This is a genomic window from Stenotrophomonas sp. YJH_SMC_81 (genome assembly GCF_059370875.1).
On the sequence record NZ_JCAFUB010000001.1, the window covers coordinates 403,041 to 425,660 of the forward strand.

Annotated in this window: 21 protein-coding genes and 1 pseudogene; 11 read left to right on the top strand and 11 right to left on the bottom strand. The window is 67.4% G+C overall.

Going from position 1 to position 22,620, the window contains the following annotated elements; all coding sequences use genetic code 11:
- Positions 1–50 precede the first annotated feature (50 nt).
- The 3 genes from AC5P8U_RS01885 (at position 51) to AC5P8U_RS01895 (ending at position 4,335) form a co-directional block, all read left to right on the top strand.
- Positions 51–2,060: a M13 family metallopeptidase gene (locus tag AC5P8U_RS01885; protein ID WP_188240769.1), complete on the top strand. Its 2,010-nt coding sequence runs from the start codon at positions 51–53 to the stop codon at positions 2,058–2,060.
- 123 nt (positions 2,061–2,183) lie between these two features.
- The gene (locus AC5P8U_RS01890; protein ID WP_447897354.1) at positions 2,184–2,678 is read left to right on the top strand and encodes a VOC family protein; all 495 of its coding nucleotides are present in this window, start codon (positions 2,184–2,186) and stop codon (positions 2,676–2,678) included.
- Positions 2,679–2,751: 73 nt separating this feature from the next.
- Positions 2,752–4,335 (top strand): phytoene desaturase family protein, encoded by a 1,584-nt coding sequence (locus tag AC5P8U_RS01895; protein ID WP_447897355.1) that lies wholly within the window; start codon positions 2,752–2,754, stop codon positions 4,333–4,335.
- A 90-nt stretch (positions 4,336–4,425) separates the two neighbouring features.
- Here AC5P8U_RS01895 and AC5P8U_RS01900 read toward each other — a convergent pair whose 3' ends face one another.
- The 7 genes and pseudogenes from AC5P8U_RS01900 to AC5P8U_RS01930 form a co-directional block, all read right to left on the bottom strand.
- On the bottom strand, positions 4,426–5,100 hold the full coding sequence (locus tag AC5P8U_RS01900) for a rhomboid family intramembrane serine protease (protein ID WP_005410509.1): 675 nt from the start codon (positions 5,098–5,100) through the stop codon (positions 4,426–4,428).
- 93 nt (positions 5,101–5,193) lie between these two features.
- A complete protein-coding gene (locus tag AC5P8U_RS01905) occupies positions 5,194–5,622 on the bottom strand; it encodes an MGMT family protein (RefSeq protein ID WP_404830527.1) in 429 nt (142 codons plus the stop codon).
- Positions 5,529–6,449 (bottom strand): DMT family transporter, encoded by a 921-nt coding sequence (locus tag AC5P8U_RS01910; protein ID WP_447897356.1) that lies wholly within the window; start codon positions 6,447–6,449, stop codon positions 5,529–5,531. The genes AC5P8U_RS01905 and AC5P8U_RS01910 overlap by 94 nt, the downstream gene beginning before the upstream one ends.
- Positions 6,450–6,608: 159 nt before the next feature.
- Positions 6,609–7,967 (bottom strand): glutathione-disulfide reductase, encoded by a 1,359-nt coding sequence (gorA, locus tag AC5P8U_RS01915; RefSeq protein ID WP_072168518.1) that lies wholly within the window; start codon positions 7,965–7,967, stop codon positions 6,609–6,611.
- A pseudogene (locus AC5P8U_RS01920) lies at positions 7,964–8,116 on the bottom strand (amino acid dehydrogenase); the annotation flags it as partial. The pseudogene AC5P8U_RS01920 and the gene gorA, both read right to left, overlap by 4 nt.
- Positions 8,117–8,151: 35 nt before the next feature.
- Positions 8,152–9,396, bottom strand: a complete 1,245-nt coding sequence (locus AC5P8U_RS01925) for a DUF418 domain-containing protein (protein WP_353762564.1) — start codon at positions 9,394–9,396, stop codon at positions 8,152–8,154.
- A gap of 99 nt (positions 9,397–9,495) precedes the next feature.
- Positions 9,496–9,978 (bottom strand): FKBP-type peptidyl-prolyl cis-trans isomerase, encoded by a 483-nt coding sequence (locus AC5P8U_RS01930; protein WP_005418041.1) that lies wholly within the window; start codon positions 9,976–9,978, stop codon positions 9,496–9,498.
- Between the two features lie 111 nt (positions 9,979–10,089).
- Here AC5P8U_RS01930 and AC5P8U_RS01935 point away from each other — a divergent pair, with 111 nt between their 5' ends.
- Positions 10,090–10,629 (top strand): C40 family peptidase, encoded by a 540-nt coding sequence (locus AC5P8U_RS01935; protein WP_005418044.1) that lies wholly within the window; start codon positions 10,090–10,092, stop codon positions 10,627–10,629.
- Positions 10,630–10,760: 131 nt separating this feature from the next.
- Positions 10,761–11,534: a C40 family peptidase gene (locus AC5P8U_RS01940; RefSeq protein WP_495213850.1), complete on the top strand. Its 774-nt coding sequence runs from the start codon at positions 10,761–10,763 to the stop codon at positions 11,532–11,534.
- 287 nt (positions 11,535–11,821) lie between these two features.
- On the opposite strand, the gene AC5P8U_RS01945 is transcribed toward AC5P8U_RS01940, so the two are convergent.
- On the bottom strand, positions 11,822–13,156 hold the full coding sequence (locus AC5P8U_RS01945) for a dicarboxylate/amino acid:cation symporter (RefSeq protein ID WP_072168520.1): 1,335 nt from the start codon (positions 13,154–13,156) through the stop codon (positions 11,822–11,824).
- A 154-nt stretch (positions 13,157–13,310) separates the two neighbouring features.
- Here AC5P8U_RS01945 and AC5P8U_RS01950 point away from each other — a divergent pair, with 154 nt between their 5' ends.
- From AC5P8U_RS01950 to AC5P8U_RS01970, 5 genes are all read left to right on the top strand, one after another.
- On the top strand, positions 13,311–15,017 hold the full coding sequence (locus AC5P8U_RS01950) for an alkaline phosphatase (RefSeq protein ID WP_235647962.1): 1,707 nt from the start codon (positions 13,311–13,313) through the stop codon (positions 15,015–15,017).
- The gene (locus tag AC5P8U_RS01955; RefSeq protein WP_188240763.1) at positions 15,014–15,559 is read left to right on the top strand and encodes a WG repeat-containing protein; all 546 of its coding nucleotides are present in this window, start codon (positions 15,014–15,016) and stop codon (positions 15,557–15,559) included. Before AC5P8U_RS01950 ends, AC5P8U_RS01955 begins: the two co-directional genes overlap by 4 nt.
- Before the next feature lie 540 nt (positions 15,560–16,099).
- Positions 16,100–17,386 (top strand): tRNA lysidine(34) synthetase TilS, encoded by a 1,287-nt coding sequence (gene tilS, locus AC5P8U_RS01960; RefSeq protein ID WP_172412115.1) that lies wholly within the window; start codon positions 16,100–16,102, stop codon positions 17,384–17,386.
- Between the two features lie 36 nt (positions 17,387–17,422).
- The gene (locus AC5P8U_RS01965) at positions 17,423–17,683 is read left to right on the top strand and encodes an exodeoxyribonuclease VII small subunit (protein WP_072168524.1); all 261 of its coding nucleotides are present in this window, start codon (positions 17,423–17,425) and stop codon (positions 17,681–17,683) included.
- Positions 17,673–18,551, top strand: coding sequence for a polyprenyl synthetase family protein (locus AC5P8U_RS01970; protein WP_072168525.1), 879 nt, complete (start codon positions 17,673–17,675; stop codon positions 18,549–18,551). The genes AC5P8U_RS01965 and AC5P8U_RS01970 overlap by 11 nt, the downstream gene beginning before the upstream one ends.
- 75 nt (positions 18,552–18,626) lie before the next feature.
- Here the strand turns inward: AC5P8U_RS01970 and AC5P8U_RS01975 are convergent, their stop codons facing one another.
- Positions 18,627–18,998 carry a DUF4870 domain-containing protein gene (locus AC5P8U_RS01975; RefSeq protein ID WP_005418071.1) on the bottom strand — a complete coding sequence of 124 codons (372 nt, stop codon included), beginning with the start codon at positions 18,996–18,998 and terminating at the stop codon, positions 18,627–18,629.
- A gap of 87 nt (positions 18,999–19,085) precedes the next feature.
- Complete coding sequence (gene pmbA / locus AC5P8U_RS01980; RefSeq protein ID WP_072168526.1) at positions 19,086–20,453, bottom strand: metalloprotease PmbA; 1,368 nt, start codon at positions 20,451–20,453, stop codon at positions 19,086–19,088.
- Positions 20,454–20,521: 68 nt separating this feature from the next.
- Here pmbA and yjgA point away from each other — a divergent pair, with 68 nt between their 5' ends.
- Complete coding sequence (gene yjgA, locus AC5P8U_RS01985; RefSeq protein WP_088496583.1) at positions 20,522–21,109, top strand: ribosome biogenesis factor YjgA; 588 nt, start codon at positions 20,522–20,524, stop codon at positions 21,107–21,109.
- 41 nt (positions 21,110–21,150) lie between these two features.
- Here yjgA and tldD read toward each other — a convergent pair whose 3' ends face one another.
- Entirely contained in the window at positions 21,151–22,596 is a 1,446-nt protein-coding gene (tldD, locus tag AC5P8U_RS01990) for a metalloprotease TldD (RefSeq protein ID WP_072168528.1), read from the bottom strand.
- Between the last annotated feature and the right edge of the window lie 24 nt (positions 22,597–22,620).

Genomic DNA, 22,620 nt, shown 5'->3' on the forward strand with positions numbered 1-22,620 from the left:
CCGGCTTGCTATAGTGCGCGCGCCCTCAATCCATCACGGATTCGTTCCACATGCCCAACTTCCGTCCGCTTGCCATCGCCCTGGGCATCAGCCTGGCGACTCTGGTCCCGACCCACGATGCGTTTGCCGCCGCCAAGAAGAAGGCCGCACGCGCCCCGGCCGTCAGCGCCCAGTGCAGCGACTTCTATAACACCACCAATGCAGGCTGGCTGAAGGCCAACCCGGTTCCGCAGACCGGCGCCACGACCGCGCTGGGCCAGTTGGTCGACCGCAGCCGCCAGCAGCAGCGCGACCTGCTCGATGCCGCGATGAAGTCGCCGCAGGGCAACGTGCAGAAGCTGCTGGGTGACTTCTGGGCCAGCGGCCTTGACGAAGCCGCCGTGGAAGCGGACGGTTCCAATCCAATCGCCCCGCTGCTGACCCGCATCAACGCCATCAAGAAGGCCAAGGATGTGCCGGCCTCGATCGCCGCGCTGCACCAGGTGGGCATCCCGGTCGCCTTCAACTTCGGCCCTGACGTCGACCTGAAGGCACTGGACCGCCACATCGGTTACTTCATGCAGGGCGGCATGGGCCTGCCGGATCCGGCGTTCTATACCCGCACCGACGCCGATACCGTGGCGCTGATGGGCCGCTACCGCAACTACGTCAAGCAGATCCTGGCGCTGACCGGCACCCCGGCGGCCAAGCTGGATGCCGAATCGCAGGCGGTGATCGCGCTGGAGACCGAGCTGGCGCGCAACGCGCAGTCGCTGGCCGGCATCAACAACCCGTTCAACAACTACGCGCCGATCTCCACCAAGGAGCTCAACAGCCGCTACCGCAACCTGCAGCTGGACGCGTTCCTGAAGGCACAGGGCGTGGACGATGACCTGGTCTCGCTGGCCGACCCAGGCCTGTTCAAGCAGCTCGATGGCATGGTCACCAAGCTCAAGCCGGAGCAGTGGAAAGCTTACCTGCGCTGGCGCGTGGGCGACTCGATGGCGCCGTACCTGTCCAAGGCCTACCGCGACGCCGAGTTCGAATTCCGTGGCCGTGTGCTGCGTGGCCAGACCCTGCCGCCGCAGCGCTGGGAATCCGTGCTGGATGCAATCAATGTGGCCGCCGGCCCGATGGTCGGCCGCGAGTACGCCGCCCGCTACCTGTCGGCCGAAGATCGTCGCCAGGCCGCATGGATCGTCGACAAGGTGCGCGAAGTACAGATCGAGGCGGTAAAGAACAGCAGCTGGATGAGTGCCGAAGCCAAGACCGAAGCGCAGGCCAAGCTGGCTGCGCTGAAAATCGAGATCGGCACGCCACTGCGCGACCTGGACTACAGCGTGCAGCCGATGGGGCGCGGCTCGTTTGGTGGCAACATGCTGATTGCATCGACCTGGCGCCACCGCGAGGAAATGAAGCGCATCGGCAAGGGCAATGCCGACCGCCGCTGGGACGTGCTGCCGCAGCAGCCGTCGCTGGCCTACGACCTGGCGCAGAACCGCCTGATCGTCACCGCCGCGATCCTGCAGGGCCCGGTGTTCAACGCCAAGGCCGACGCCGCCGACAAGTTCGGCAGCTTCGGTGGACTGGTCGGCCACGAGCTGACCCGTGCGATCGATGCGAAGGGCGCGCTGGTCGATGCCAAGGGCGAACTGCGCAGCTGGTGGACCCCGGCCGACAAGACCGCCTGGACCCTGCTCGGCAATCGCGTGGCCGCGCAGTACAGCGCCTACGACTTCCCGGGCGTAAAGGGTGCCAAGGTCAACGGCACGCTGACCCAGGAAGAGAACCTGGCCGACATCGCCGGCCTGGAACTGGCCTGGGCGGCGTATACCGCGCAGGAACCGAAGGCCAAGCAGGCACAGCAGCAGGGCTTCTTCCGCGCCTGGTCGGCACTGTGGGCACAGCAGCTGTCGCCGAACGAGGCCGCGCGCCGCCTGACCGCCGACATCCGCGCACCGGGCCTGTGGCGCAGCAACGGCACGCTGGCCAACCTGCCGGCGTTCGGTGCCACCTTCAGTTGCAAGGCCGGGCAGCCGATGCAGCGCAGCGAAGCCGACCAGATCAAGGTCTGGCGCTGAGCCCGCGGCCGCACTGGTAGTACAAAGGGCGCCTTCGGGCGCTCTTTTTTTGCGGGTGCAGCACGATCCCGGGTTAACACTGCGCGTGCTATCGCTGCGGCTTCGTCCAACGTGGAGCCGGACATGGCACACAAGAACACGATCTGTATCTGGTACGACAACGGCGCGCTCGAGGCCGCCACCTTCTATGCCAACACCTTTCCCGACAGCGCGGTGACCGCTGTCCACCACGCCCCGGGCGACTACCCGGACGGCAAGGAAGGCAACGTACTGACGGTCGAATTCACGGTCTGCGGCATCCCCTGCGTCGGCCTCAACGGCGGCACCGAGTTCAAGCACAGCGAAGCCTTCTCCTTCCAGATCCAGACCGAGGACCAGGCCGAGACTGACCGCTTGTGGAACGCCATCGTCAGCAACGGCGGACAGGAGAGCCAGTGCGGTTGGTGCAAGGACCGATGGGGCGTTTCCTGGCAGATCAGCCCACGCATGTTGATCGAAGCGGTGACCAGCCAGGACAAGGCACTGGCCAAGCGCGCCTTCAATGCGATGATGCCGATGAAGAAGATCGACATCGCCACCATCGAAGCGGCAATCAAAAAAGGGGACGGAGGGGATTAAGTCGTTTCTTCCCCCCTGTGCGCAGATGCGGATTGCGACTTAATCCCCTCCGTCCCCTTTTTCCGAGGTGCTGATGTCCTGGGATGCGATCATCATCGGTGGCGGCCACAACGGCCTGGTCTGCGCGGCCTATCTCGCACGCGCTGGCAAGAAGGTGCTGGTGCTGGAACGTCGTGGCGTTCTCGGCGGCGCGGCGGTCACCGAGGAATTCCACCCCGGGTTCCGCAACTCGGTGGCGTCATACACGGTGTCGCTGCTGCAACCAAAGGTAATCGACGACCTGCAGCTGCATGCGCATGGGCTGCGCATCATCAATCGCCCGGCCAACAACTTCCTGCCATTGCCGGACGGCCGCTACCTGCTGTCCGCACCGGGCCGCACCCAGGCCGGGGTCGCGAAGTTCTCCGAGCGGGATGCACAGCGGCTACCCGAATACGAAGCGCGCCTGGGGATCTTCGCTGATGTGCTGCGCGCCTGGGCCCTGCGCGCGCCGCCGGACCTGGGTGCAGCAGGCGGTTGGCGTGCCCTGCCCGCCCTGTGGCAGATGGGCCGTCTCGGTCGTGAACTGGCCACGCTGGATGCCTCGCTGCGGCAGGAGCTGCTGGACCTTTTCACGCTGTCGGCGGCCGAGTACCTGGACCGCTGGTTCGAAAGCGAGCCGATCAAGGCGCTGTTCGGCTTCGATGGCATCGTCGGCAACTACGCAAGCCCCTATACACCGGGCAGTGCCTACGTACTGCTGCACCACGTGTTCGGCCAGTGCAATGGCATGAAAGGTGCGTGGGGCCATGCGATCGGTGGCATGGGCGCGATCAGCCAGGCCATCGCCACTGCCGCGCGGGAGGCCGGGGCTGAGCTGCGCGTGGATGCCGGTGTGCAACGCCTGCTGATCGAGCAGGGTCGTGTCGTGGGCGTGGCGCTGGCCAACGGCGAAATCCTGCGCGCACGCGCGATGATCGCCAACGTCAATCCAAAGCTGCTGTACGAGCAGATGCTGGCACCGGAGCAGGTACCGGACGCAACGCGCGAACGCATGGCGAACTGGCGCTGCGGTTCCGGCACGTTCCGGATGAATGTCGCGCTGTCGCAGCTGCCGGACTTCCGCGCTCTGCCCGGTCCCGGCGATCACCTCAGCGCCGGCATCATCATGGCCCCAAGCCTGGATTACATGGACCGTGCCTGGCTGGATGCGCGTCGCAATGGCTGGTCACGCGAACCAATCGTGGAAATGCTCATTCCCAGCACGCTGGACGATTCGCTGGCGCCGCCGGGGAAGCACGTCGCCAGCCTGTTCTGCCAGCACGTGGCGCCCGTGCTGCCCGGCGGGCGTCACTGGGATGATCATCGTGAAACGGTGGCCGATCTGATGATCGCCACCGTTGAAGGGTATGCGCCGGGTTTCGCTGGCAGCGTACTGGGCCGCCAGGTGCTGTCACCGCTGGATCTGGAGCGCACCTTCGGCCTGATCGGCGGCGACATCTTCCACGGAGCGCTCAGTGCCAACCAGTTGTTCTCGGCACGGCCGATGGTTGGCCAGGCTGGCTATCGTGGTGCCCTGCCCGGCCTTTACCTGTGCGGGTCGGGTACGCATCCCGGCGGTGGCGTGACCGGCGCGCCAGGTCACAATGCGGCGCAGGTGGTGTTGCAGGATCTGTGAGGGCGTGCCGACCGGGGTCGGCACCTACCCGCGTGGGAGAAGGCGTGCCGACCAACGGTCGGCACCTACAGCGTCAAATGATCCTTCGGATCATTTGACGCTGCGCAGATGGTTCGGGCGCTTCGGTGGGCCGGGCGGTCGGCGCTTGTTGAACGGCGGCTGCCCGCGCCAGTAGCGGATCAGCAACCAGCCGAACAGCATGCCGCCGAGGTGCGCGAAGTGGGCCACGCCCGGCTGCCAGCCGGTCATGCCCAGCACCAGTTCGCCCACGCCGAACAGGATCACGAAGGTGCGCGCCTTCATCGGGATTGGTGGGAACAGCAGCATCACCCGCTGGTTCGGGAACAGCATGCCGTAGGCCAGCAGCAGGCCGAACACGCCGCCAGAGGCACCCAGCACCGTGGCCGGGTTCTCCAGCAGCGTACCCACCAGCAGCTGGCAGACACCGGCACCGGCCACGCAGACCAGGTAATACAGCAGGAAGCGCTTCTCGCCCCAGGTCTGCTCCAGTGGCGCACCGAACATGAAGACCGCCAGCATGTTGAAGAACAGGTGGCCGAAGCTGCCATGCAGGAAGCCATAGGTCAGCAGCTGCCAAGGCTGGAAGTTGCCGCCCGGCGAGAACGCATCGAAGCCCTGCTGCAGCGGTTGCAGCATGAACGGCTCAAAGGTCTGCATGCCGAGCAGGAACGGCTGCTGCAGCAGGAACAGGATCGCGTTGGCGATCAGCAGGGCCTTGGTGACGGTTGGCAGTCGCGGGAACATGGGAGCACCGGCATGGAACGACCTCCATCATAGCCGCAGCACCGCGCCTTGTTGGCGACCCGCAGGTCCGGCCTGTTCAGTCGCCAGCGGCGCTCAGCCCGGCCCCCATACGGCAGCATCCAGCGCTACCGCCGGATCGGTCGTGGGCATCTGCACCCGGCCGTTCTCAACCACCACGCCCTCGGCACGCAGCCGCTGCGACTGCTCGCGCCAGCCCGCCGACCCTTCTTCCATGGCGATGCGCCCATCCGAGCGCAGCACGCGGTGCCAGGGCAGGTCCGGGTCGTCGTTCTGGCCCAGGATGCGCGCGGTCAGGCGTGCACGCCCGGGCAGGCCCGCGCGCATCGCCACCTGGCCGTAGCCCATCACCTGCCCCGCCGGGATCGCGCGGATCACCGCCAGGATGCGCGCACGCGCCTGCTCCGGCGTCAGCGCCGCAGGCGGGTCACCAGCAGAACGCCGATCAGCACCAGCACGGTGCCGGCGATCTGTGCCGGCCCCATCGGTTCGTCGAGCAGCCATAGGCTCATCACGATGGTGGAAACAGGGCCCAGCATACCGACCTGTGCGGCCAGCGACGAACCCACGCGCTGCACCGCCAACATGATCGCCAGCACCGGCAGCACCGTGCAGACAGTGGCATTGACCAGCGACAGCCACTGTACCGGCGCCGGTGCCTGCCACAGCAGTGGCAGCGGATGGGTCACCGCGAAATGCAGCAGCACCAGCACGCTGGCCACGCAGCTGGCATAGGCGGTCAGCCGCACTGCACCGATGCGCGCGACCACCTGCCCGCTGCCGAACAGGTACAGCGCGTAGCTGAGCGCACTGCCCAGCACCAGCAGGCTGCCGACGATGATCTGGCCGCCCTCGCGCTGCAGGTCGTGCCCGAAGGCCAGCAGCACGCCGAGGTAACTCAGCACCAGCGCGCCGATCTGCCAGCGTCCCGGCCGCTGGCGCGCCAGCAGCACGTTGATCAGCAGCACGAGGGTCGGGTTCAAGTACAGGATCAGCCGTTCCAGCGTCACGCTGATGTACTGCAGGCCCTGGAAATCGAGCAGGCTGGACAGGTAGTAGCCGGTGAAGCCCAGCCACAGCACGCGGGCGTGGTCGGCCCAGGACAGCGGCTCTGCCCGGCGCGCAGCCCACAGTGCCATCAGCACGAACAGCGGCAGCGCCATCAGCATGCGCAGGGCGAGCAGCGTGGTGGCATCGACGCCATGACGCAGGCCGAGCTTGACGATGATGGCCTTGCCGGAAGCAGCTATCGCGCCGATCGCAGCCAGGCCGATACCCCCCAGCGCGATGCGGGGGGAAGCCGTAGCGATGCGGGAAGCGGGCGTGGACATCAGGACGACGGCGGGCCGCGCAGAGCGGCCCGGTAAGGCGTGGGGGCGCCCATTGTCGCACGGGCGCCCCCGGTGCCCTGTAGAGCCGAGCCTGCGCTCGGCTTCGCCAAGCCTGGGCGAAAAGCAGCCGAGCGTGGGCTCGGCTCTACAACTGCGGGCTCAGCGCATCAGCACCACTTCCTCGGCCGAGGTCGGGTGGATCGCCACGGTGTCGTCGAACTGGGCCTTGGTTGCGCCCATCTTCACCGCCACCGCGAAGCCCTGCAGGATCTCGTCGGCCGCTTCGCCCAGCAGGTGGATACCCACCACGCGCTCCTCCGGGCCCGCGCAGACCATCTTGAACAGGCTGCGCTGGGTGCCGTTGGCCAGCGCCTGCAGCATCGGGCGGAAACGGCTGTGGTAAACGCTCACCTGGTCAAAACGCGCGCGCGCTTCCTCTTCGCTCATGCCCACTGCACCCAGCGGCGGATGCGAGAACACCACGCTGGCCACGTTCTCGTAATCCATCTTCGATTGCGGACGTCCACCGAACAGGCGGTCCATCAGCCGCCGTGAAGCGGCCACCGCCACCGGGGTCAGGCCGACCTTGCCAGCGATGTCGCCGACCGCGTGCACGCTCGGCACAGAGGTGGTCTGCCATTCGTCCACCTGCACCTGCTGGTGCTCGCCAATGCCGATGCCGAGCGCTTCCAGGCCCAGATCACGGCTGTTGCCGCGGCGGCCGGTGGCAAAGAACACCGCATCGAACACGCTGTCGATCGGGCCGTCATGGCCGAACGCACGCACGCGCTCGCCATCGCGCTGCAGTTCGCGCAGGCGATAGTCGAAGTGGATCCGCACGCCCTGCTGCTTCAGGTTCTCGGCCAGCTGGTCGGTCAGCTCGTAGTCGAAGCGCTCCAGCAACCGCTTGCCCCGCACCAGCAGGCTCACCTTGCTGCCCAGCGCCTGCAGCAACCCGGCCAGTTCCACCGCGATGTAGCCGCCACCAATGATCGCCACCTCGGCCGGTGCCGCACGCAGATCGAAGAAGTCATCGGAAACCAGGCCCAGTTCAGCGCCGGGAATATCCGGGCGCAGCGGATGCGCGCCGGTGGCGATCAGGATGTGCTCGGCGCTGTAATGCACGCCGTCACTGCAGGCCACGGTATGCGCATCGAGCAGACGGCCGCGCGCAGGGATGCGCACCACGCCGGTTTCATCCAGGCGCTTGTGGTAGCTGGTGTGGATGTTGGTGATGTAGGCCTGGCGATGGATCACCAGCTCCTTCCACGACAGCGCCGGGCGTGCCTCGACATCGAAGCCCATCGCATTGGCCAGGCCGATGCGCTCGTGCAGATCGGCCGCCAGCCACATCGCCTTCTTCGGCACGCAGCCAACATTGACACAGGTACCGCCCAGTTCGCCCGGTTCCAGCATCGCCACGCGCTTGCCATGCTGCGCTGCACGGATGGCACCGGCCAGGCCGGCGGAACCGCCGCCAAGGACGATCAGGTCGTAATCATAAGGTGCAGTGCTCATCGGAATCGCTCGGGTCGGTAAGGGGCAGGATCGATCGCTGGCGTGCGGCCGCAGACGAGATCGGCGATCAGCTGGCCGGTGCCGGCGCTCATGCTGATGCCGAGCATGCCATGCCCCGCTGCAAGCCAGACGTGAGGATGCGCGGGCGCGCGGCCGATCAGCTCAGCGCATGCGCGCCCATCGCTCACCCCTGCTCCGTCCTGCGCCGCATCGGTGGCCACTGCCGATAGGTCATCGCACGCCATACCCACTCGATCGGGCCGAAGCGGAAATGGCGCAGCCACAGGTGCGAGAAGACCACCTGCGCGGCAAACAGCAGCAGCGCGAACAACAGCTGCACGCTGCGCGGCATCATCTCGAACCTGCCCAGGCCATAGTGGTAGAAGGTCCAGGTACACAGCAGCGACTGACCAAGATAGTGGGTCAGCGCCATGCGCCCGACCGGTGCCAGCCAGGCCAACCGCGCACGCCAATGCACGATCCACGCGAGGTAACCCAGGCACATCGGCAGGCCACCGATCGTCACCAGCGCCATCGCCGCTGTCACCGGCAGGCCGTAGGCACCCGGCGCCAGGTAGGGCTTCCAGGCAATACCCAGCAGCGTGACCACGAGGCCCAGCGGCAGTGCCCCCCAACGCAGCACCGCGTACAGCCGCGGAAAGCGCTCCGGCGTCGCCAACGCGCCGCTGGCGGCGAACCAGCTGCCGATCAGGAACATGCCCAGCACTTCCGGGCCGGTGATCAGCAGCGCGCCCATCGAGGTGCCGAACTCGCTCAGGCGCTGCACAGTGGCCTGCGCCCAGCTGCCCTGCCCGTACACCTGCCGCTGCAGGTCGATGCTCTGCTGCGCCTCGGCAAGCATGCCCCGCACCTCTTCGGTCGAAGCCATCGACACCATCGCGCCCACCAGCAGCATCAGCGCAACGCCGCCCAGATAGACGGTCACGCCCATCCACGGCAGCCAGCTGCGCGGCGCCTCGCGGCAGGCCAGCAACGGCAACGAGACCAACGCGTACATCACCAGGATGTCGCCGGACCAGACCAGCAGCGCGTGGCACAGGCCGATCAGCAGCAAGCCAGCGCTGCGGCGCAGGTAGAACGGGGTGAAGTCGCGCCCGGCGGCCTCAGCGCGCTGCGCCATCACCGCGAAGCCGGCGCCGAACAGCAGCGAGAACAGGGTGAAGAACTTGCCCTGCACGAACACGTACACAAAGGCATCGGCCCAGTAGTCGATGCCCTGCCAATGCACGTCGATGCCGGTGAAGGCCAGGTCCAGCGGTCCGCTGAAGGCCTCGATGTTCATCAGCAGGATGCCCAGCAGCGCGGCACCGCGCAGCACGTCCAGCACGGCGATGCGTTCGCCGGAAGCGACCGGCTGCAGGGAAGGAGAAGCGGCGTTCACGGGGCGTCCGTCAGGCAGGTCCGCCATTATGCCGCCGGCCCGTCCGCCATGGATGGCCGCGCCGTGTTCCAGAAACGCAACGGCCCGCCGAAGCGGGCCGCTGCATCCATCACGATCGCGCTGCGATCAGTGCTGGTGACCACCGTCGCCGTGGACGTGGCCGTGGTCGATCTCTTCCTTGCCGGCTTCGCGCACGTCGACGATCTCGACGTCGAAGTGCAGGTCCTTACCGGCCATCGGGTGGTTCAGGTCGACGTCGACGACGCTCATGCCGACCTTCTGCACGGTCACCGCACGCGGGCCGAAGTTGGTCTGCAGCACGACCTGCTGGCCCGGGGCCAGCTTGGTGTTGCCGAAGTGCTTCTTCGGCACGCGCTGGGACAGGCCTTCACGACGCTCGCCGTAGGCATCGGCCGCCTTGACGTCGACGTTGAAGGTCGCGCCGGCTTCCTTGTCCATCATGGCGTTTTCCAGGCCCGGGATGATGTTGCCGTGGCCGATCAGGATCGCCAGCGGCTCGCCGCGGTCCTTGGACGACTCGATCGGCTCCTGGCCGACTTCGGAAACGGTGTAGTGGAAGCGGACAACGCGGTCTTTTTCGATCTTCATGCGCAACTCTGTCTGGATCTGCCGGAGGCAGGCGGGTTGGGGCGGGTTGTCGCCCGGCGGGGACGCCGCCATCATGACGGCCAATCCAAGGTGGCGCATTATCCGGAGATCATGCACATCACGCCAGTTTCGTCCGGCCCGCGCCGGTTTCTCGCCCCGGCCCTGCTGCTGGCCCTGCCCGTGTTGATGACCGCCTGTGGCGGCGGCAAGGCCACCCGCCCGGCGCCGCCCCCGCCGACGGCGAACTGGCCGAAGACCGTGCCGGACAACCCCGAGGCCGCCAACTCGGTGCTGATGCGGGCCATCAGCCTGGTCGGCACGCCCTACCGCTATGGCGGCAACACCCCGGATTCGGGCTTCGACTGCAGCGGCCTGGTCGCCTATGTCTATCGCGAAATGCTGGACCTGCGACTGCCGCGCACCTCGCGCGACCTGGCCGCCGTACAGGGCCCGAAGATCGATCCGCAGCGCCTGGCCACCGGCGATCTGGTGTTCTTTGGCAGCCGAGGCAGCGTCACCCATGTCGGCATCTATGTAGGTGAGGGGCGTTTCGTGCACGCGCCGAGTACCGGCGGGACGGTACGCCTCGACTCGCTCAGCGGCCCCTACTGGAAAGACCACTACACAGGGGCGAAACGCGTCCTTCGCTAAAATGAACAGGCGATATGTTCAAAACTGTGACGTAAATCACTACTGAAATAACGTTTTACTAACGGAATTTTTAACTTATCGGCGGTTTTACAGGGCATGATGCCCCATCGTTTTTTTCCTGTGACCGACGCGTGACGACTGACGACCTGAAAAGCGAAGGCCATACTTCCGTATCTTCACGCAGTGCCCGCCCGTTGTTGCTTGGCCTGGCACTGTGCCTGACCAGCCTTCCGGCCTGGTCGCAGACTGCTCCGAACCGTTCCGATGTGCCCCCGGCCCCGGTGGCCGAGAGCGCCGCCCGACCGGCCGCCAAGGCCGAGGCTGCCGCTCCGCAGCGCAGCCGCGTCGATGCCGCCGCCAGCGCCACGCTGGCCGCCCTGCTGCCGCACCTGGCCGCCAACGACACCATTCCGCTGATGGACCGCTCGGCCGTGGTGGCCGGCGACCTCAGCCGCCTGCTCGCCAACTACGACACCAGCAGCGCCGCCAATGGCAGCGTTGTCGGTACCGCCGCCGACAACGGCAAGGTGCAGTCGCTGCTGCGCCGCGCGATGACCCTGCTGGGCACCCCGTACCGTTGGGGTGGCAGCAACCCGGACAGCGGTTTCGACTGCAGCGGCCTGGTCGGTTATGTGTTCCGTTCGGCCCTGGGCATCGAGCTGCCGCGCGTCTCGCGCGAGATGGCCCACGATGACAACGCCGAACTGATCAACGACCGCACCGCGCTGGCTGCCGGTGACCTGGTGTTCTTCGGCCGCAAGGGCCGCGTCGACCATGTCGGCATCTATGTCGGCGACGGTCGCTTCCTGCACGCCCCCAGCTCGGGCAAGGACGTGCGCGTGGACACCCTACTCAGTGGTTACTGGGGCAACAAGTTCATGCAGGCCCGCCGGGTCGACCTCTGACCCGCTGGCGCTACGGCGCCGCCTGACGCGAGAAGCCGCTGCCCTGCAGCGGCTTTTTTGTTGGCAGGAATCCATTGCCCCCCATCCACGCATAGCGTGGATCTACTGGGACCTGCTCGTTGTGCCACCGCCGACCGCCCTGGTAGGTGCCGACCGTTGGTCGGCACTGTGTCTCTCCCCCCACGCATGGCGTGGATCTACGAGGAATGCCCCTTGGCCGGCACCGCGTCGGCCATCCCCAAGCAAAAGGCCCGCCGGTCAGGCGGGCCTTTCATCTCCACGCAACCTCAGCTGCGTGGCGGAGTCGGGTCAGGATCGTCCACGCCCACATTGCTGGACGGATTGTCATACACCGCCTGGTCGAGCAGCCCGGTTTCCTTGGCCACGAGCACCGGCACCAGCATCTGGCCGGTCACATTCGTCATCGTGCGCATCATGTCCAGGATGCGGTCGATGGCATACAGGTAACCGATGGTCTCCAGCGGCAGGTTCGCCGCGCTCAGCACCACCGTGGCCATGATCACCGCAGTACCCGGCACGCCGGCGGTGCCGAAGCTGCCCAGCACCGAGGCGATCAGCACCACCACGTACTGCTCCGGGGTCAGCGGCACGCCGCTGTACTGCGAAATGAACACCGCGCACAGCGCCGGATAGATCGCGCCGCAGCCGTCCATCTTGATGCTGGCGCCCAGCGGCACCGCGAACGAACCGTAGTCCTTGTTCACGCCCAGGTTGTGGGTGATCGAACGCAGCGCCACCGGCATCGCAGCGAAGCTGGACGAGCTGACGAACGCAACCTGCATGCCCGGTGCGGCGCCACGGAAGAACTTCAGCGGGTTCAGGCCGTGCGCCAGCAGCAGCGCGCTGTAGACCACCACGATGTGCAGCGCACAGGCCACGTACAACGCCAGCACGAAATGGCCCAGCGGCAGCAGCTTCTCGAACCCATAGCTGCCGACCAGGCCCGCGATCAGGCCGAAGGTGCCGATCGGGGTGACTTCCAGCACGAAGCGGGTCACCTGGATCATGATGTCGCTCATCTGGCCGACCAGCTTGCGCGCCTCGGTCACCTTCTCGCCCAGCTTGACGATGGCAAAGCCCACCAGGCCGGCGAAGAAGATCACCGGCAGGATCGAGCCGCGACCCGCGGCCAGCACGGTCTCACCGGCCGCGTTGACCTTCGTGCCGATGCCGGACAGCGCATAGAAGACATTGGCCGGCACCACGTCCAGCAGCACCTGCACCACGCTGGGCACTTCGCGCGGCACGTAGTTGCTGGCCATGGACAACTGCAGGCCACCCGCGCCGGGCTGCAGCACCGTACCCACGGCCAGGCCGACACACACTGCCAGCGCGGCGGTGATCACGAACCACAGGAAGGTGCGCCCACTGAGCGCGGCCACGGACTTCTGCCCGTGCAGCGACGAGATCGCGTTGATGACTGCGAAGAACACCAGCGGCACGGCGATCATCTTGATCAGGGTGACGTACAGCTCACCGAGCGGGCCGAACCACGTTTCCGCGGCCGGGCCGAGCGCCCAGCCGGCCAGCGCGCCGAGCACGAAGCCACCGACCACGCGCTGCCAGAACGGAATCCGCAGCCAGGCAGAGACCAGCGTCATAGGCAATCCAGAGGGGAAGGAAGGGATGCTGGCACGATAGCCCAAGGCAGCCCGCAGAACGACCGCCCGGCCGGCAAATCAGTGTGTCATCGGCGTGCCTTGCTGGGGCGGGCATAATGAATGTCCCGTTACAGTTTGTGAGATCCCAGCGTCCATGCGCCGTTCCGTCTCCCTGTTGGCCGCCTGCGCCACCACCCTTCTGCTGGGCGCCTGCGCCAGCACCTCCCCTGCCTCCACCCCGGCCGGCCTGAAGATCGCCGTCGACCCGGTCGCCCATCCGGCCGGCGAGACCCCGCAGTGGTGGTACCGCAGCGGTGCCGCCCAGGCTGCGGCCAATGGTGCGATGTCCGGCAAGGCGAAGAACGTCATCCTGTTCCTCGGTGACGGCATGAGCTTGACCACCGTGGCCGCCTCGCGCATCTACGAGGGCCAGCGCAAGGGCGGCTCCGGCGAGGAGAACCTGCTGTCCTGGGAACGCTTCCCGGCCACGGCGTTCAGCAAGACCTACAACACCGATTCGCAGACGCCTGATTCGGCCGGCACCATGACCGCCATCACCACCGGCGTGAAGACCCACATGGGCGCGATCGGCGTCAGTGCCGGAAGCCGCACCGACTGTGCCGACAGCCTGTCCAAGGGCCTGCTGACCTGGCTGCAGCTGGCCGACAGCGCCGGCCTGGCCACCGGCGTGGTCTCCACCGCCCGCCTGACCCATGCCACCCCCGCTGCCACCTACGCGCACTCGCCCGAGCGCAACTGGGAAAACGACACCGACCTGACTGAAGCGGCCAAGGCGGCCGGCTGCAAGGACATCGCCCAGCAGCTGCTGTCGACCTCGCGCTATGGGCGCGGTCCGCTTGTCGCCCTTGGTGGCGGCCGTGGTGAGTTCACCACCGTGGAAGAGCGCGACCCGGAATACGACGACAAGGTCGGCCAGCGCCTGGACGGCCGCAGCCTGGTCCAGGAATGGCAGCAGGCGCATCCGCAGGGTGCCTATGTCTGGAACAGCAAGCAGCTGGCCGCAGCCGCAAATGCGCCGGCCATCCTTGGCCTGTTCGAGCCGGACCACATGCGCTACGAGTACGAGCGCCCGCAGGATCCGGGCGGTGAGCCGAGCCTGGCCGAACTGACCGCAGCGGCGATCAAGAACCTTTCAAGGCACCCGGAAGGCTACGTACTGATGATCGAAGGCGCGCGCATCGACCACGCCAACCACAGCGGCAATGCCTACCGTGCACTGACCGAGACCGTGGCGCTGTCCGATGCGGTGCGCGTGGCCAACGAGCTGACCTCGGCCGACGACACCCTGATCATCGTCACCGCCGACCACTCGCACACGCTGAACTTCGTCGGCTACCCGGCACGCGGCAACCCGATCCTGGGCAAGGTGAAGGACAAGGGCGGCGAAGACGGCGCCGGCAAGCTGGACTACGCCCTGGACGGCACCGGCCAGCCGTACACCACGCTGAGCTACGCCAACGGCCCAGGCCACACCGGCAGCAGCAACCAGCAGCCGGCCGGGCCGAAGCGTTACCCGCACAACCCAAGCAGCTTCGAACCGGCCAACGGTCGCCCGAACCTGCGCGAGGTCGACACCGAGCATCCGGACTACATGCAGGAAGCGCTGGTGCCGATGAAGTCCGAATCGCATGGTGGTGAGGACGTCGGCATCTGGGCACGTGGCCCGGGCAGCAAGGCGATCCGCGGCACGCTGGAACAGAACGCGATCTACCACATGATCGTGCAGGCCACCCCGGCCCTGCGCGAGCGCCTGTGCCAGGCCGGCACCTGCGATGACAAGGGCGTGCCGGTGCAGTTGCCGGCACCGACGGCCTTCGAACGCAAGGCCGAGGCCAAGTGATCGCGCGGCAGGCCCGCCCTGCCCCTGCCAGCGGCCGCCTTGCGCGGTCGCTGGCAATGCTTGGCGTGCTGGTCAGTGCCAATGCACAGGCACAGGCACCGGCATGCAAGCTGCTGACCGACGAACACGGGTTGTGGCCGCTCCCCAACTGCGAGGTGGTCGATCACCGGCTGAAGATCAGCGCCGATACGCTGAAGGACCTGAACTACGACGACCACGGCCTGGCCGTGGTGTATGCCGACCAGGGCTTCCACTACGTCGACCGCACGGGCCGCAGCCTGCCGGTGCTGACCTGGGACAACGGCCCGGAAACGCCGCAGGAAGGCCTGCTGCGCGGCCGCGTCGGCAGCCGCGTCGGCTACTTCGACCTGAAGTTCCGCCAGGTGGTGCCCGGCACCTTCGATTTCGCCTGGCCATTCCAGGATGGCGTGGCCGAGGTCTGCAACGGCTGCCGGCGCGGCACGCCGGATGCCGATGGCCACACGCCGATGGAAGGCGGAGAGTGGTTCCGCATCGACCGCTCGGGCCGCCGGGTGAAGTAGGATTTCGGCAGGGCTGCGCCCTGCACCTGCCGAAGCCAAATCAAGATCAAAAGCGGCTCTGGTTTTCTGTGAGTTGGGCGGGACGGTGTGGCTGGTCAGGACACACCGTAAACCCGTCCATGGGGGCTCGATGGCGCCATCCATGGCGCCAACGGTCCTGCCCACCCACACCGCCCCCCCCCCCGACAGATTTCCGGTGACGGTTGGACCATCCACGCCATGCGTGGATCAGATCTGTCAGATATCGAATTGAATCCGGGGTCAGATCCGTTTTCCTGCGGAAAACGGATCTGACCCCATCAACATGTCCAACAGACCGCAGGAAACTGTCGAAGGCGGGGTGGGTCCGGTTGCGGGGGGCGCTGCAAGTACGTCCATGTAAGCTCGGTCGCCGCATCCATGCGGCTCACGCCCCCGCAACCGGACCCACCGCGCCGACGCGCAGGAAACCAGCTTCTGCTGTTGCTTCGGCTCCTGCCGTGGCCGTGGCCTCTGCGGGTGCAGGGCGCAGCCCTGCCGAGCAACCCTATACTTGCCGGCGTGACTGCCTTCCCTGCCCTCGTTCCGCTGGATGCGCCACTGCTGGTGGGCTACAGCGGTGGTGTCGACTCGACCGTGCTGCTGCACTGGCTGTGGCGCTGCGCACAGGCCTCCGGCACGGCGCTGCGTGCGGTGCACGTACACCATGGCCTGCAGGCCGATGCGGACGGCTGGGTGCTGCATTGCCAGCAGCAATGCGCGGCACTGGGCATTGAACTGGCCGTGCATCACGTGCAGATCGACAATCGCGCGGGCCTCGGCCTTGAAGGCGCGGCGCGGCAGGCGCGACGCGCCGCCTTCGCGGCCGAACTGCGCGACGGCGAAACGCTGGCACTGGCGCAGCACCAGGACGATCAGGCCGAGACCTTCCTGCTGCGTGCCCTGCGCGGTTCCGGTATTGACGGCCTGGCGGCGATGTCCGCACACAGCCACATTGGCGGGCATCCGTTATGGCGCCCCCTGCTGCCGGCAACGCGCAACGCGCTGCTCGACTACGCGCGCCAGCACGCGCTGCGCTGGATCGAAGACCCCAGCAATGGCCACGACCACGCCGATCGCAACTTCCTGCGCCTGCAGGTGCTGCCGTTGCTGCGCCAGCGCTGGCCGCATGCGGCTGCGGCATTGGCGGGCAGCGCAATGCACTGCGGGCAGACCCGTGCTCTGCTGGACGAGGAAGACGCCGAGCTGATCGCCCACCTGGAAGTGGCACCACGCGTGCTTTCGCTGCAGCTGCTGCGCCAGGTGTCACCGGGGCGTGCCGCGCGCGTGCTGCGCGCCTGGGTGATCGGCCACGGTGCCGCCCCACTGCCGGCCACGGTACTGCAGCAGGGTCTGCACGAACTGCTGCCGGCCGGCAACGATCGCCACGCGCGGGTGCGCTGGCACGAGCATGCCATCCAGCAATGGCGCGATCACGCCTATCTGCTGCCCGCACAGCTGCCATCGCTGCCCCGCGGGTGGCAGGCCGAATGGGATGGGCGTGCCCCCCTGCCGCTGCCCGATGGTGGTCAACTGCGCCTGCGGGGCGCCGCGGCCTTCGAACGCCCGCTTCAGGTCCGTGCGCGCGTGGGCGGCGAGCGCATCGTGCTGCCCGGTCGCCCGCATTCGCATGCTCTGAAGGACTGCCTGCAACGCGAGCACCTGGCCCCCTGGCGGCGCGCCCAGCTGCCGCTGATCTTCGATGGGCCACAGTTGCTCGCTGCCGCCGACGTGGTCATTGCGGCCCCTCTGCAAGCCTGGTTGCAGGCCCAGGATGCTCAGCTGCAGTGGCGTCCCGGCGGCTGGTGAATTGACCCCCGCGCGCAGCCCGTCCACACTTGCCGCATGGCCAAGAAGTCCCCCGAAAACGTCTCCCCGGTCGCCCAGTTCGAGCAGTCGCTCGAATCGCTGGAACAGCTGGTGGAGCAGATGGAAACCGGCGAGCTGAGCCTGGAAGCCTCGCTCAGTGCTTACGAACGCGGCGTCGGTCTGTACCGCCAGTGCCAGCAGGCGCTGGAACAGGCCGAACTGCGCGTGCGCCTGCTCAGCGATCCGGCGCAGCCGGAAACATCCGAGCCTTTCGATCCGCCCAGCCATGACGGCTGAGGTTCTGTTCGCGCGCTGGCGCGACCGTATCGAAAGCCAGCTCGACGCCGCCCTGCCCTCGCCCGCCGAAGCACCGCAGCGCCTGCACCAGGCCATGCGCTATTCGGTGCTGGGCGGTGGCAAACGCATGCGACCGCTGCTTGTGTACGCCAGTGGCCATCTGTTTGGCGCGCAGCCTGAACACCTTGACGCAGCGGCGATGGCCGTCGAGCTCATCCACGCCTATTCGCTGGTGCACGACGACCTGCCGGCGATGGACGATGACGCGCTGCGACGCGGCAAGCCGACCACCCACATCGCCTTCGACGAAGCCACCGCGATCCTGGCCGGTGACGCCCTGCAGACCCGCGCCTTCGGTCTGCTGGCCGATGCGCCGCTGCCGGCCACGCTGCGCGTGGCCTGCCTGCAGACCCTGGCCCACGCCTCCGGCGCTTCCGGCATGTGCGGTGGCCAGGCGCTGGACATCGACGCCACCGGCCAGCAGCAGACGCTGGCGGCACTGACCCGCATGCATGCGCTGAAGACCGGCGCGCTGATCCGCGCGGCAGTGCGCCTGGGCGCGCTGTGCGGCCAGGCCCACGAACCACAGCTGGCCCAGCTGGACGGCTTCGCCGACGCGCTCGGCCTGGCCTTCCAGGTCCGCGATGACATCCTCGATGTCGAAGCCAGTTCCGAACAGCTGGGCAAGACCGCCGGCAAGGACCAGGCGCAGGACAAGAGCACCTTCCCCGCGCTGCTCGGCATGGACGGTGCGAAGGCGCAGCTGCGCGAACTGGCCGCACGCATGCAGGCCACGCTGGCCGACTATGGCGAAGAAGCCGATGCGCTGCGCGCGCTGGCAACACTGGCGGTGGAACGCGATCACTGATCGCTGGCGTGACGTTGGCGCCAAACAGGAACGCCCGGCAATGCCGGGCGTTCCTGTTTGCGCACGCAGACGGTATTACTTGACCAGGCGCAGCGCGAACGGGTAGCGGTAGGCTTCGCCGTTGTTGGCCTTCACAGCGGCGATGATGCAGAACACCAGGTTCAGGATGCCGACGATCGGCGCCAGGATGCCGCCGATGATCACGATGGTCAGCACGATGCAGATCAGCATCGCAATGGTGATGGTGATCTGGAAGTTCAGCGCTTCCTTGGCCTGGTCTGTCACGAAGGACTTGCTGGCGTCATCCTTGTTGATCAGCCAGATGATCAGCGGGCCGATGAACCAGGTGAAGATGCCCAGCAGGTGCGCGGCCAGCGCCATCGTGCGCTGGTCGGCCGGGGCATTGGTGGTTGCCGGCGGCGGCGGGACGTTATCGAATTCACTCACGACAAAACTCCTTTTCATTGGGTGGTCTTGACCCACCAGCACCAAGCTGGATGCGTCAGGCGGGCATAGCTTACGCCATCGATGCCATCAATCATTACCGGCAATGGTCATCCGCCCCAGCAGGATCGAGCCGGTCCGGATGTGCGAGCGCGGGTCGACGTCGCTGCCGACCGCCTCGATGCTGCTGAACATCTCGCGCAGGTTGCCGGCGATGGTGATGCCGTCCACCGGGTACTGGATCTCGCCGTTCTCGACACGGAAGCCGCCGGCGCCGCGCGAATAGTCGCCGGTCACCCCGTTCACACCCTGCCCCATCAGCTCGGTCACCAGCAGGCCGTCACCCATCTGCCGGGCGATCTCTTCGAGCGAGCCGGCATTGGCCGCCAGCTGCAGGTTGTGCACGCCGCCAGCATTGGCGGTGGTCTGCAGGCCCAGCTTGCGCGCCGAATAGCTGCCCAGCACGTAACGCTGCAGCACGCCGTCACGGACCAGCGCCGAGGCACGGGTGGCCACGCCGTCGCCGTCGAAGGCGGCCGAGCGCAGGCCGCGGCGCAGGTGCGGCAGTTCGTCAATCTGCATCCACTCCGGGAACAGGCGCTGGCCGACGCTGTCCAGCAGGAAACTGGCCTGGCGGTACAGCGCGCCGCCGGACACCGCCGACAGCAGGTGGCCGACCAGGCTGCGCGCCACTTCCGGGGCGAACAGCACCGGCATGCTGCCAGTGGCCAACGAACGCGGCTGCAGGCGGGCGATGGTGCGCTCGGCGGCGCGACGGCCGACCAGGCCCACGTCTTCCAGGTCCCCCTGCGCCAGCGCGCTGGTGTACCAGCCATCGCGCTGCATGCCGTCGCCCTGCCCGGCGATCAGCGCGCAGCCGATAGAATGGTGGGTGCCGCGCTCACGGCCGAAGAAGCCGTGCGAATTGGCGTACACCGACAGGCTCTGCATGCTCGACACGGAAGCGCCATCGGAATTGCGGATCTGCGCATCGGCCTCGCGGCCAGCGGCCTCGCAAGCCAGGGCCAGGTCCACCGCCTCATCGGCCTGCAGCGCCCACGGGTGCCAGCCATCCAGGTCCGGGAAGTCGGTGGCCATCAGTGCGGCCTCGGCCAGGCCGGCGGCCGGGTCATCCTCGGTATGCCGTGCGATCGCGCAGGCCTGCTCGACCGTAGCGGCCAGGCTGGCCTCGTTCAGGTCGCCAGTGCTGGCACTGCCCTTGCGCTGCCCGAAATAGACGGTCACGGCGATGCCACGGTCACGGGTGGACTGCACGGTCTCGACCTCGCCGAGGCGGACATTGACCTCCAGGCCGCGGTCCTCGCTGCAGCTGACCTCGGCCTGGCTGGCGCCCAGCGCGCGGGCGCGGTCGAGCAGCTGCTGGGAGAGGTCGGCCAGCCGTTCCAGCCGGGCCAGGCTGTCGTCGCCGACGGCCACTTCAGGGGCGATCACGTTCAATGCTTTATCCTGTATGGGTTGGGCCCGGCATCACGCCGGGCGACTTTTTTTGAAATCAGGTAGGGACGATGCGCGGACGCGACGAAGAAACCGGTGAATTCCACGACAAGAGCCGCAGCCAGAACCGGCGCGATGCACTCGACGTGCTGGCCCTGGGTGAGAAGCTGGTGTCGCTGACCCCGGCCCAGCTGGCGCGCCTGCCGATTCCGGAAGACCTGCTGCCGCACATCGCCGAGTGCAAGCGCATCACCGCCCACATCGCCCACAAGCGCCAACTGGCGTTCCTGGCCAAGCACATGCGCCGCGAAGAAGAGGCCACGCTGGATGCGATCCGCGATGCGCTCGACGCCAACAGCGAAACCGGCCGCCGCGAAGTGGCGATGATGCACCGTGTGGAAGACTGGCGCGACCGCCTGCTGGCCGAGGGAGACAAGGCGCTGGCCGCTCTGCTCGATGACTATCCGCAGGCCGACCGCCAGCAGCTGCGCACGCTGGTACGCAACGCGCAGGCCGAGAAGGCCAGGAACAAGCCGCCGCGCGCTTACCGCGAGATCTTCCAGGTGCTGCGCGGCCTGATGCTGCCAGCCGCGCTGGGCCTGAAGGCCGGCGCCGAAGACGCCGACCACATCGGGACCGGCGAGGCCGACGAGGACTGAGTCCCCGTCGGCCCGGGCGGTTGCTGTGGCCATCGCCACGCTCAGGCCTGGGTACCGCCGACGGTGATGCCCTCGATCAACAGCGAGGGCTGGCCGACACCCACGGGCACACTCTGCCCGTCCTTGCCGCAGATGCCCACGCCCTCGTCCAGGGCCAGGTCATTGCCGACCATGCGCACCTTCTGCATGGTTTCCGGGCCGTTGCCGATCAGGGTCGCGCCCTTCACCGGCGTGGTGATGCGGCCGTCCTCGATCAGGTAGGCCTCGGTGGCCGAGAACACGTACTTGCCATTGGTGATGTCGACCTGGCCACCGCCGAAGTTGACCGCGTACAGGCCCTTCTTCACCGAACGGATCATCTCCTGCGGGTCGTGCTCGCCGGCGCGCATGTAGGTGTTGGTCATGCGTGGCATGGTCAGGTGCGCGAACGATTCACGGCGCCCGTTGCCGGTCGGGGCCATGCCCATCAGCCGCGCATTGAGGCTGTCCTGCATGTAGCCGACCAGGATGCCGTCCTCGATCAGCGGGGTGCACTGGCTGGGGTGGCCTTCGTCGTCGATGTTCAACGAACCGCGGCGGCCGTCGAGGGTGCCGTCGTCGACGATGGTCACCCCCGGTGCCGCCACACGCTCGCCGATGCGGCCGGCGTAGACGCTGGTGCCCTTGCGGTTGAAGTCGCCTTCCAGGCCGTGGCCGACCGCTTCGTGCAGCAGCACGCCCGGCCAACCCGGGCCGAGCACCACCGGCATCATGCCGGCCGGCGCCGGCACCGCTTCCAGGTTCACCAGCGCCTGGCGCAGCGCTTCCTGGGCGAGGGCTTCGGGGCGGCCGCTGGCAAACAGGTCTTCGTAGCCATAGCGGCCACCGCCCCCGGCATAGCCGGACTCGCGACGGCCGTTGTGCTCGACGATCACCTGCACATTCAGGCGTACCAGCGGACGCACATCGGCCGCCAGCACACCGTCGCTGCGCGCGATCAGCACCGTATCGACGCCGCCGGACAGGCTCACCATCACCTGCTTCACGCGCGGGTCGGCGGCACGCAGGTAACCATCCAGGCGCTTGAGCACCTCGACCTTGGCTTCGTTGCCGATACCATCGATCGGGTCCAGCGCCGGGTACAGTGCACGCGCATTGCCGCGCAGCAGCGATCGCCCGGACTGCGCACCGCCCTCACGCGAGATCGCGCGCGCCGACTGCGCCGCCGCCAGCAGCGCGTCGGCATGGATGTCATCGGAGTACGCAAATCCGGTCTTCTCGCCGGAAATCGCACGTACGCCCACGCCCTGCTCGATGGAATGGGCACCGTCCTTGACGATGCCGTCTTCCACGCTCCAGCTCTCGCGGCGGGCGTGCTGGAAATAAAGGTCACCGAAGTCGACACCGGGGCCGAGCAACTGGCCGAAGGTGCGCTCCAGGCCAGCGGTATCCAGGCCGCCGGGGCGCAGCAGGCGGTCTTGGGCAAGCGTCAGGGCGATATCAGTCATGGTCTCGATCTGGGGGTGCGGGGG

Coding starts and splice junctions, on each gene's coding strand:
- AC5P8U_RS01885 (WP_188240769.1), top strand. CDS start 51: ATGCCCAACTTCCGTCCGCTTGCCATCGCCCTGGGCATCAGCCTGGCG.
- AC5P8U_RS01890 (WP_447897354.1), top strand. CDS start 2,184: ATGGCACACAAGAACACGATCTGTATCTGGTACGACAACGGCGCGCTC.
- AC5P8U_RS01895 (WP_447897355.1), top strand. CDS start 2,752: ATGTCCTGGGATGCGATCATCATCGGTGGCGGCCACAACGGCCTGGTC.
- AC5P8U_RS01900 (WP_005410509.1), bottom strand. CDS start 5,100: ATGTTCCCGCGACTGCCAACCGTCACCAAGGCCCTGCTGATCGCCAAC.
- AC5P8U_RS01905 (WP_404830527.1), bottom strand. CDS start 5,622: ATGGCTGCTCGACGAACCGATGGGGCCGGCACAGATCGCCGGCACCGT.
- AC5P8U_RS01910 (WP_447897356.1), bottom strand. CDS start 6,449: ATGTCCACGCCCGCTTCCCGCATCGCTACGGCTTCCCCCCGCATCGCG.
- gorA (WP_072168518.1), bottom strand. CDS start 7,967: ATGAGCACTGCACCTTATGATTACGACCTGATCGTCCTTGGCGGCGGT.
- AC5P8U_RS01925 (WP_353762564.1), bottom strand. CDS start 9,396: ATGGCGGACCTGCCTGACGGACGCCCCGTGAACGCCGCTTCTCCTTCC.
- AC5P8U_RS01930 (WP_005418041.1), bottom strand. CDS start 9,978: ATGAAGATCGAAAAAGACCGCGTTGTCCGCTTCCACTACACCGTTTCC.
- AC5P8U_RS01935 (WP_005418044.1), top strand. CDS start 10,090: ATGCACATCACGCCAGTTTCGTCCGGCCCGCGCCGGTTTCTCGCCCCG.
- AC5P8U_RS01945 (WP_072168520.1), bottom strand. CDS start 13,156: ATGACGCTGGTCTCTGCCTGGCTGCGGATTCCGTTCTGGCAGCGCGTG.
- AC5P8U_RS01950 (WP_235647962.1), top strand. CDS start 13,311: ATGCGCCGTTCCGTCTCCCTGTTGGCCGCCTGCGCCACCACCCTTCTG.
- AC5P8U_RS01965 (WP_072168524.1), top strand. CDS start 17,423: ATGGCCAAGAAGTCCCCCGAAAACGTCTCCCCGGTCGCCCAGTTCGAG.
- AC5P8U_RS01970 (WP_072168525.1), top strand. CDS start 17,673: ATGACGGCTGAGGTTCTGTTCGCGCGCTGGCGCGACCGTATCGAAAGC.
- yjgA (WP_088496583.1), top strand. CDS start 20,522: ATGCGCGGACGCGACGAAGAAACCGGTGAATTCCACGACAAGAGCCGC.
- tldD (WP_072168528.1), bottom strand. CDS start 22,596: ATGACTGATATCGCCCTGACGCTTGCCCAAGACCGCCTGCTGCGCCCC.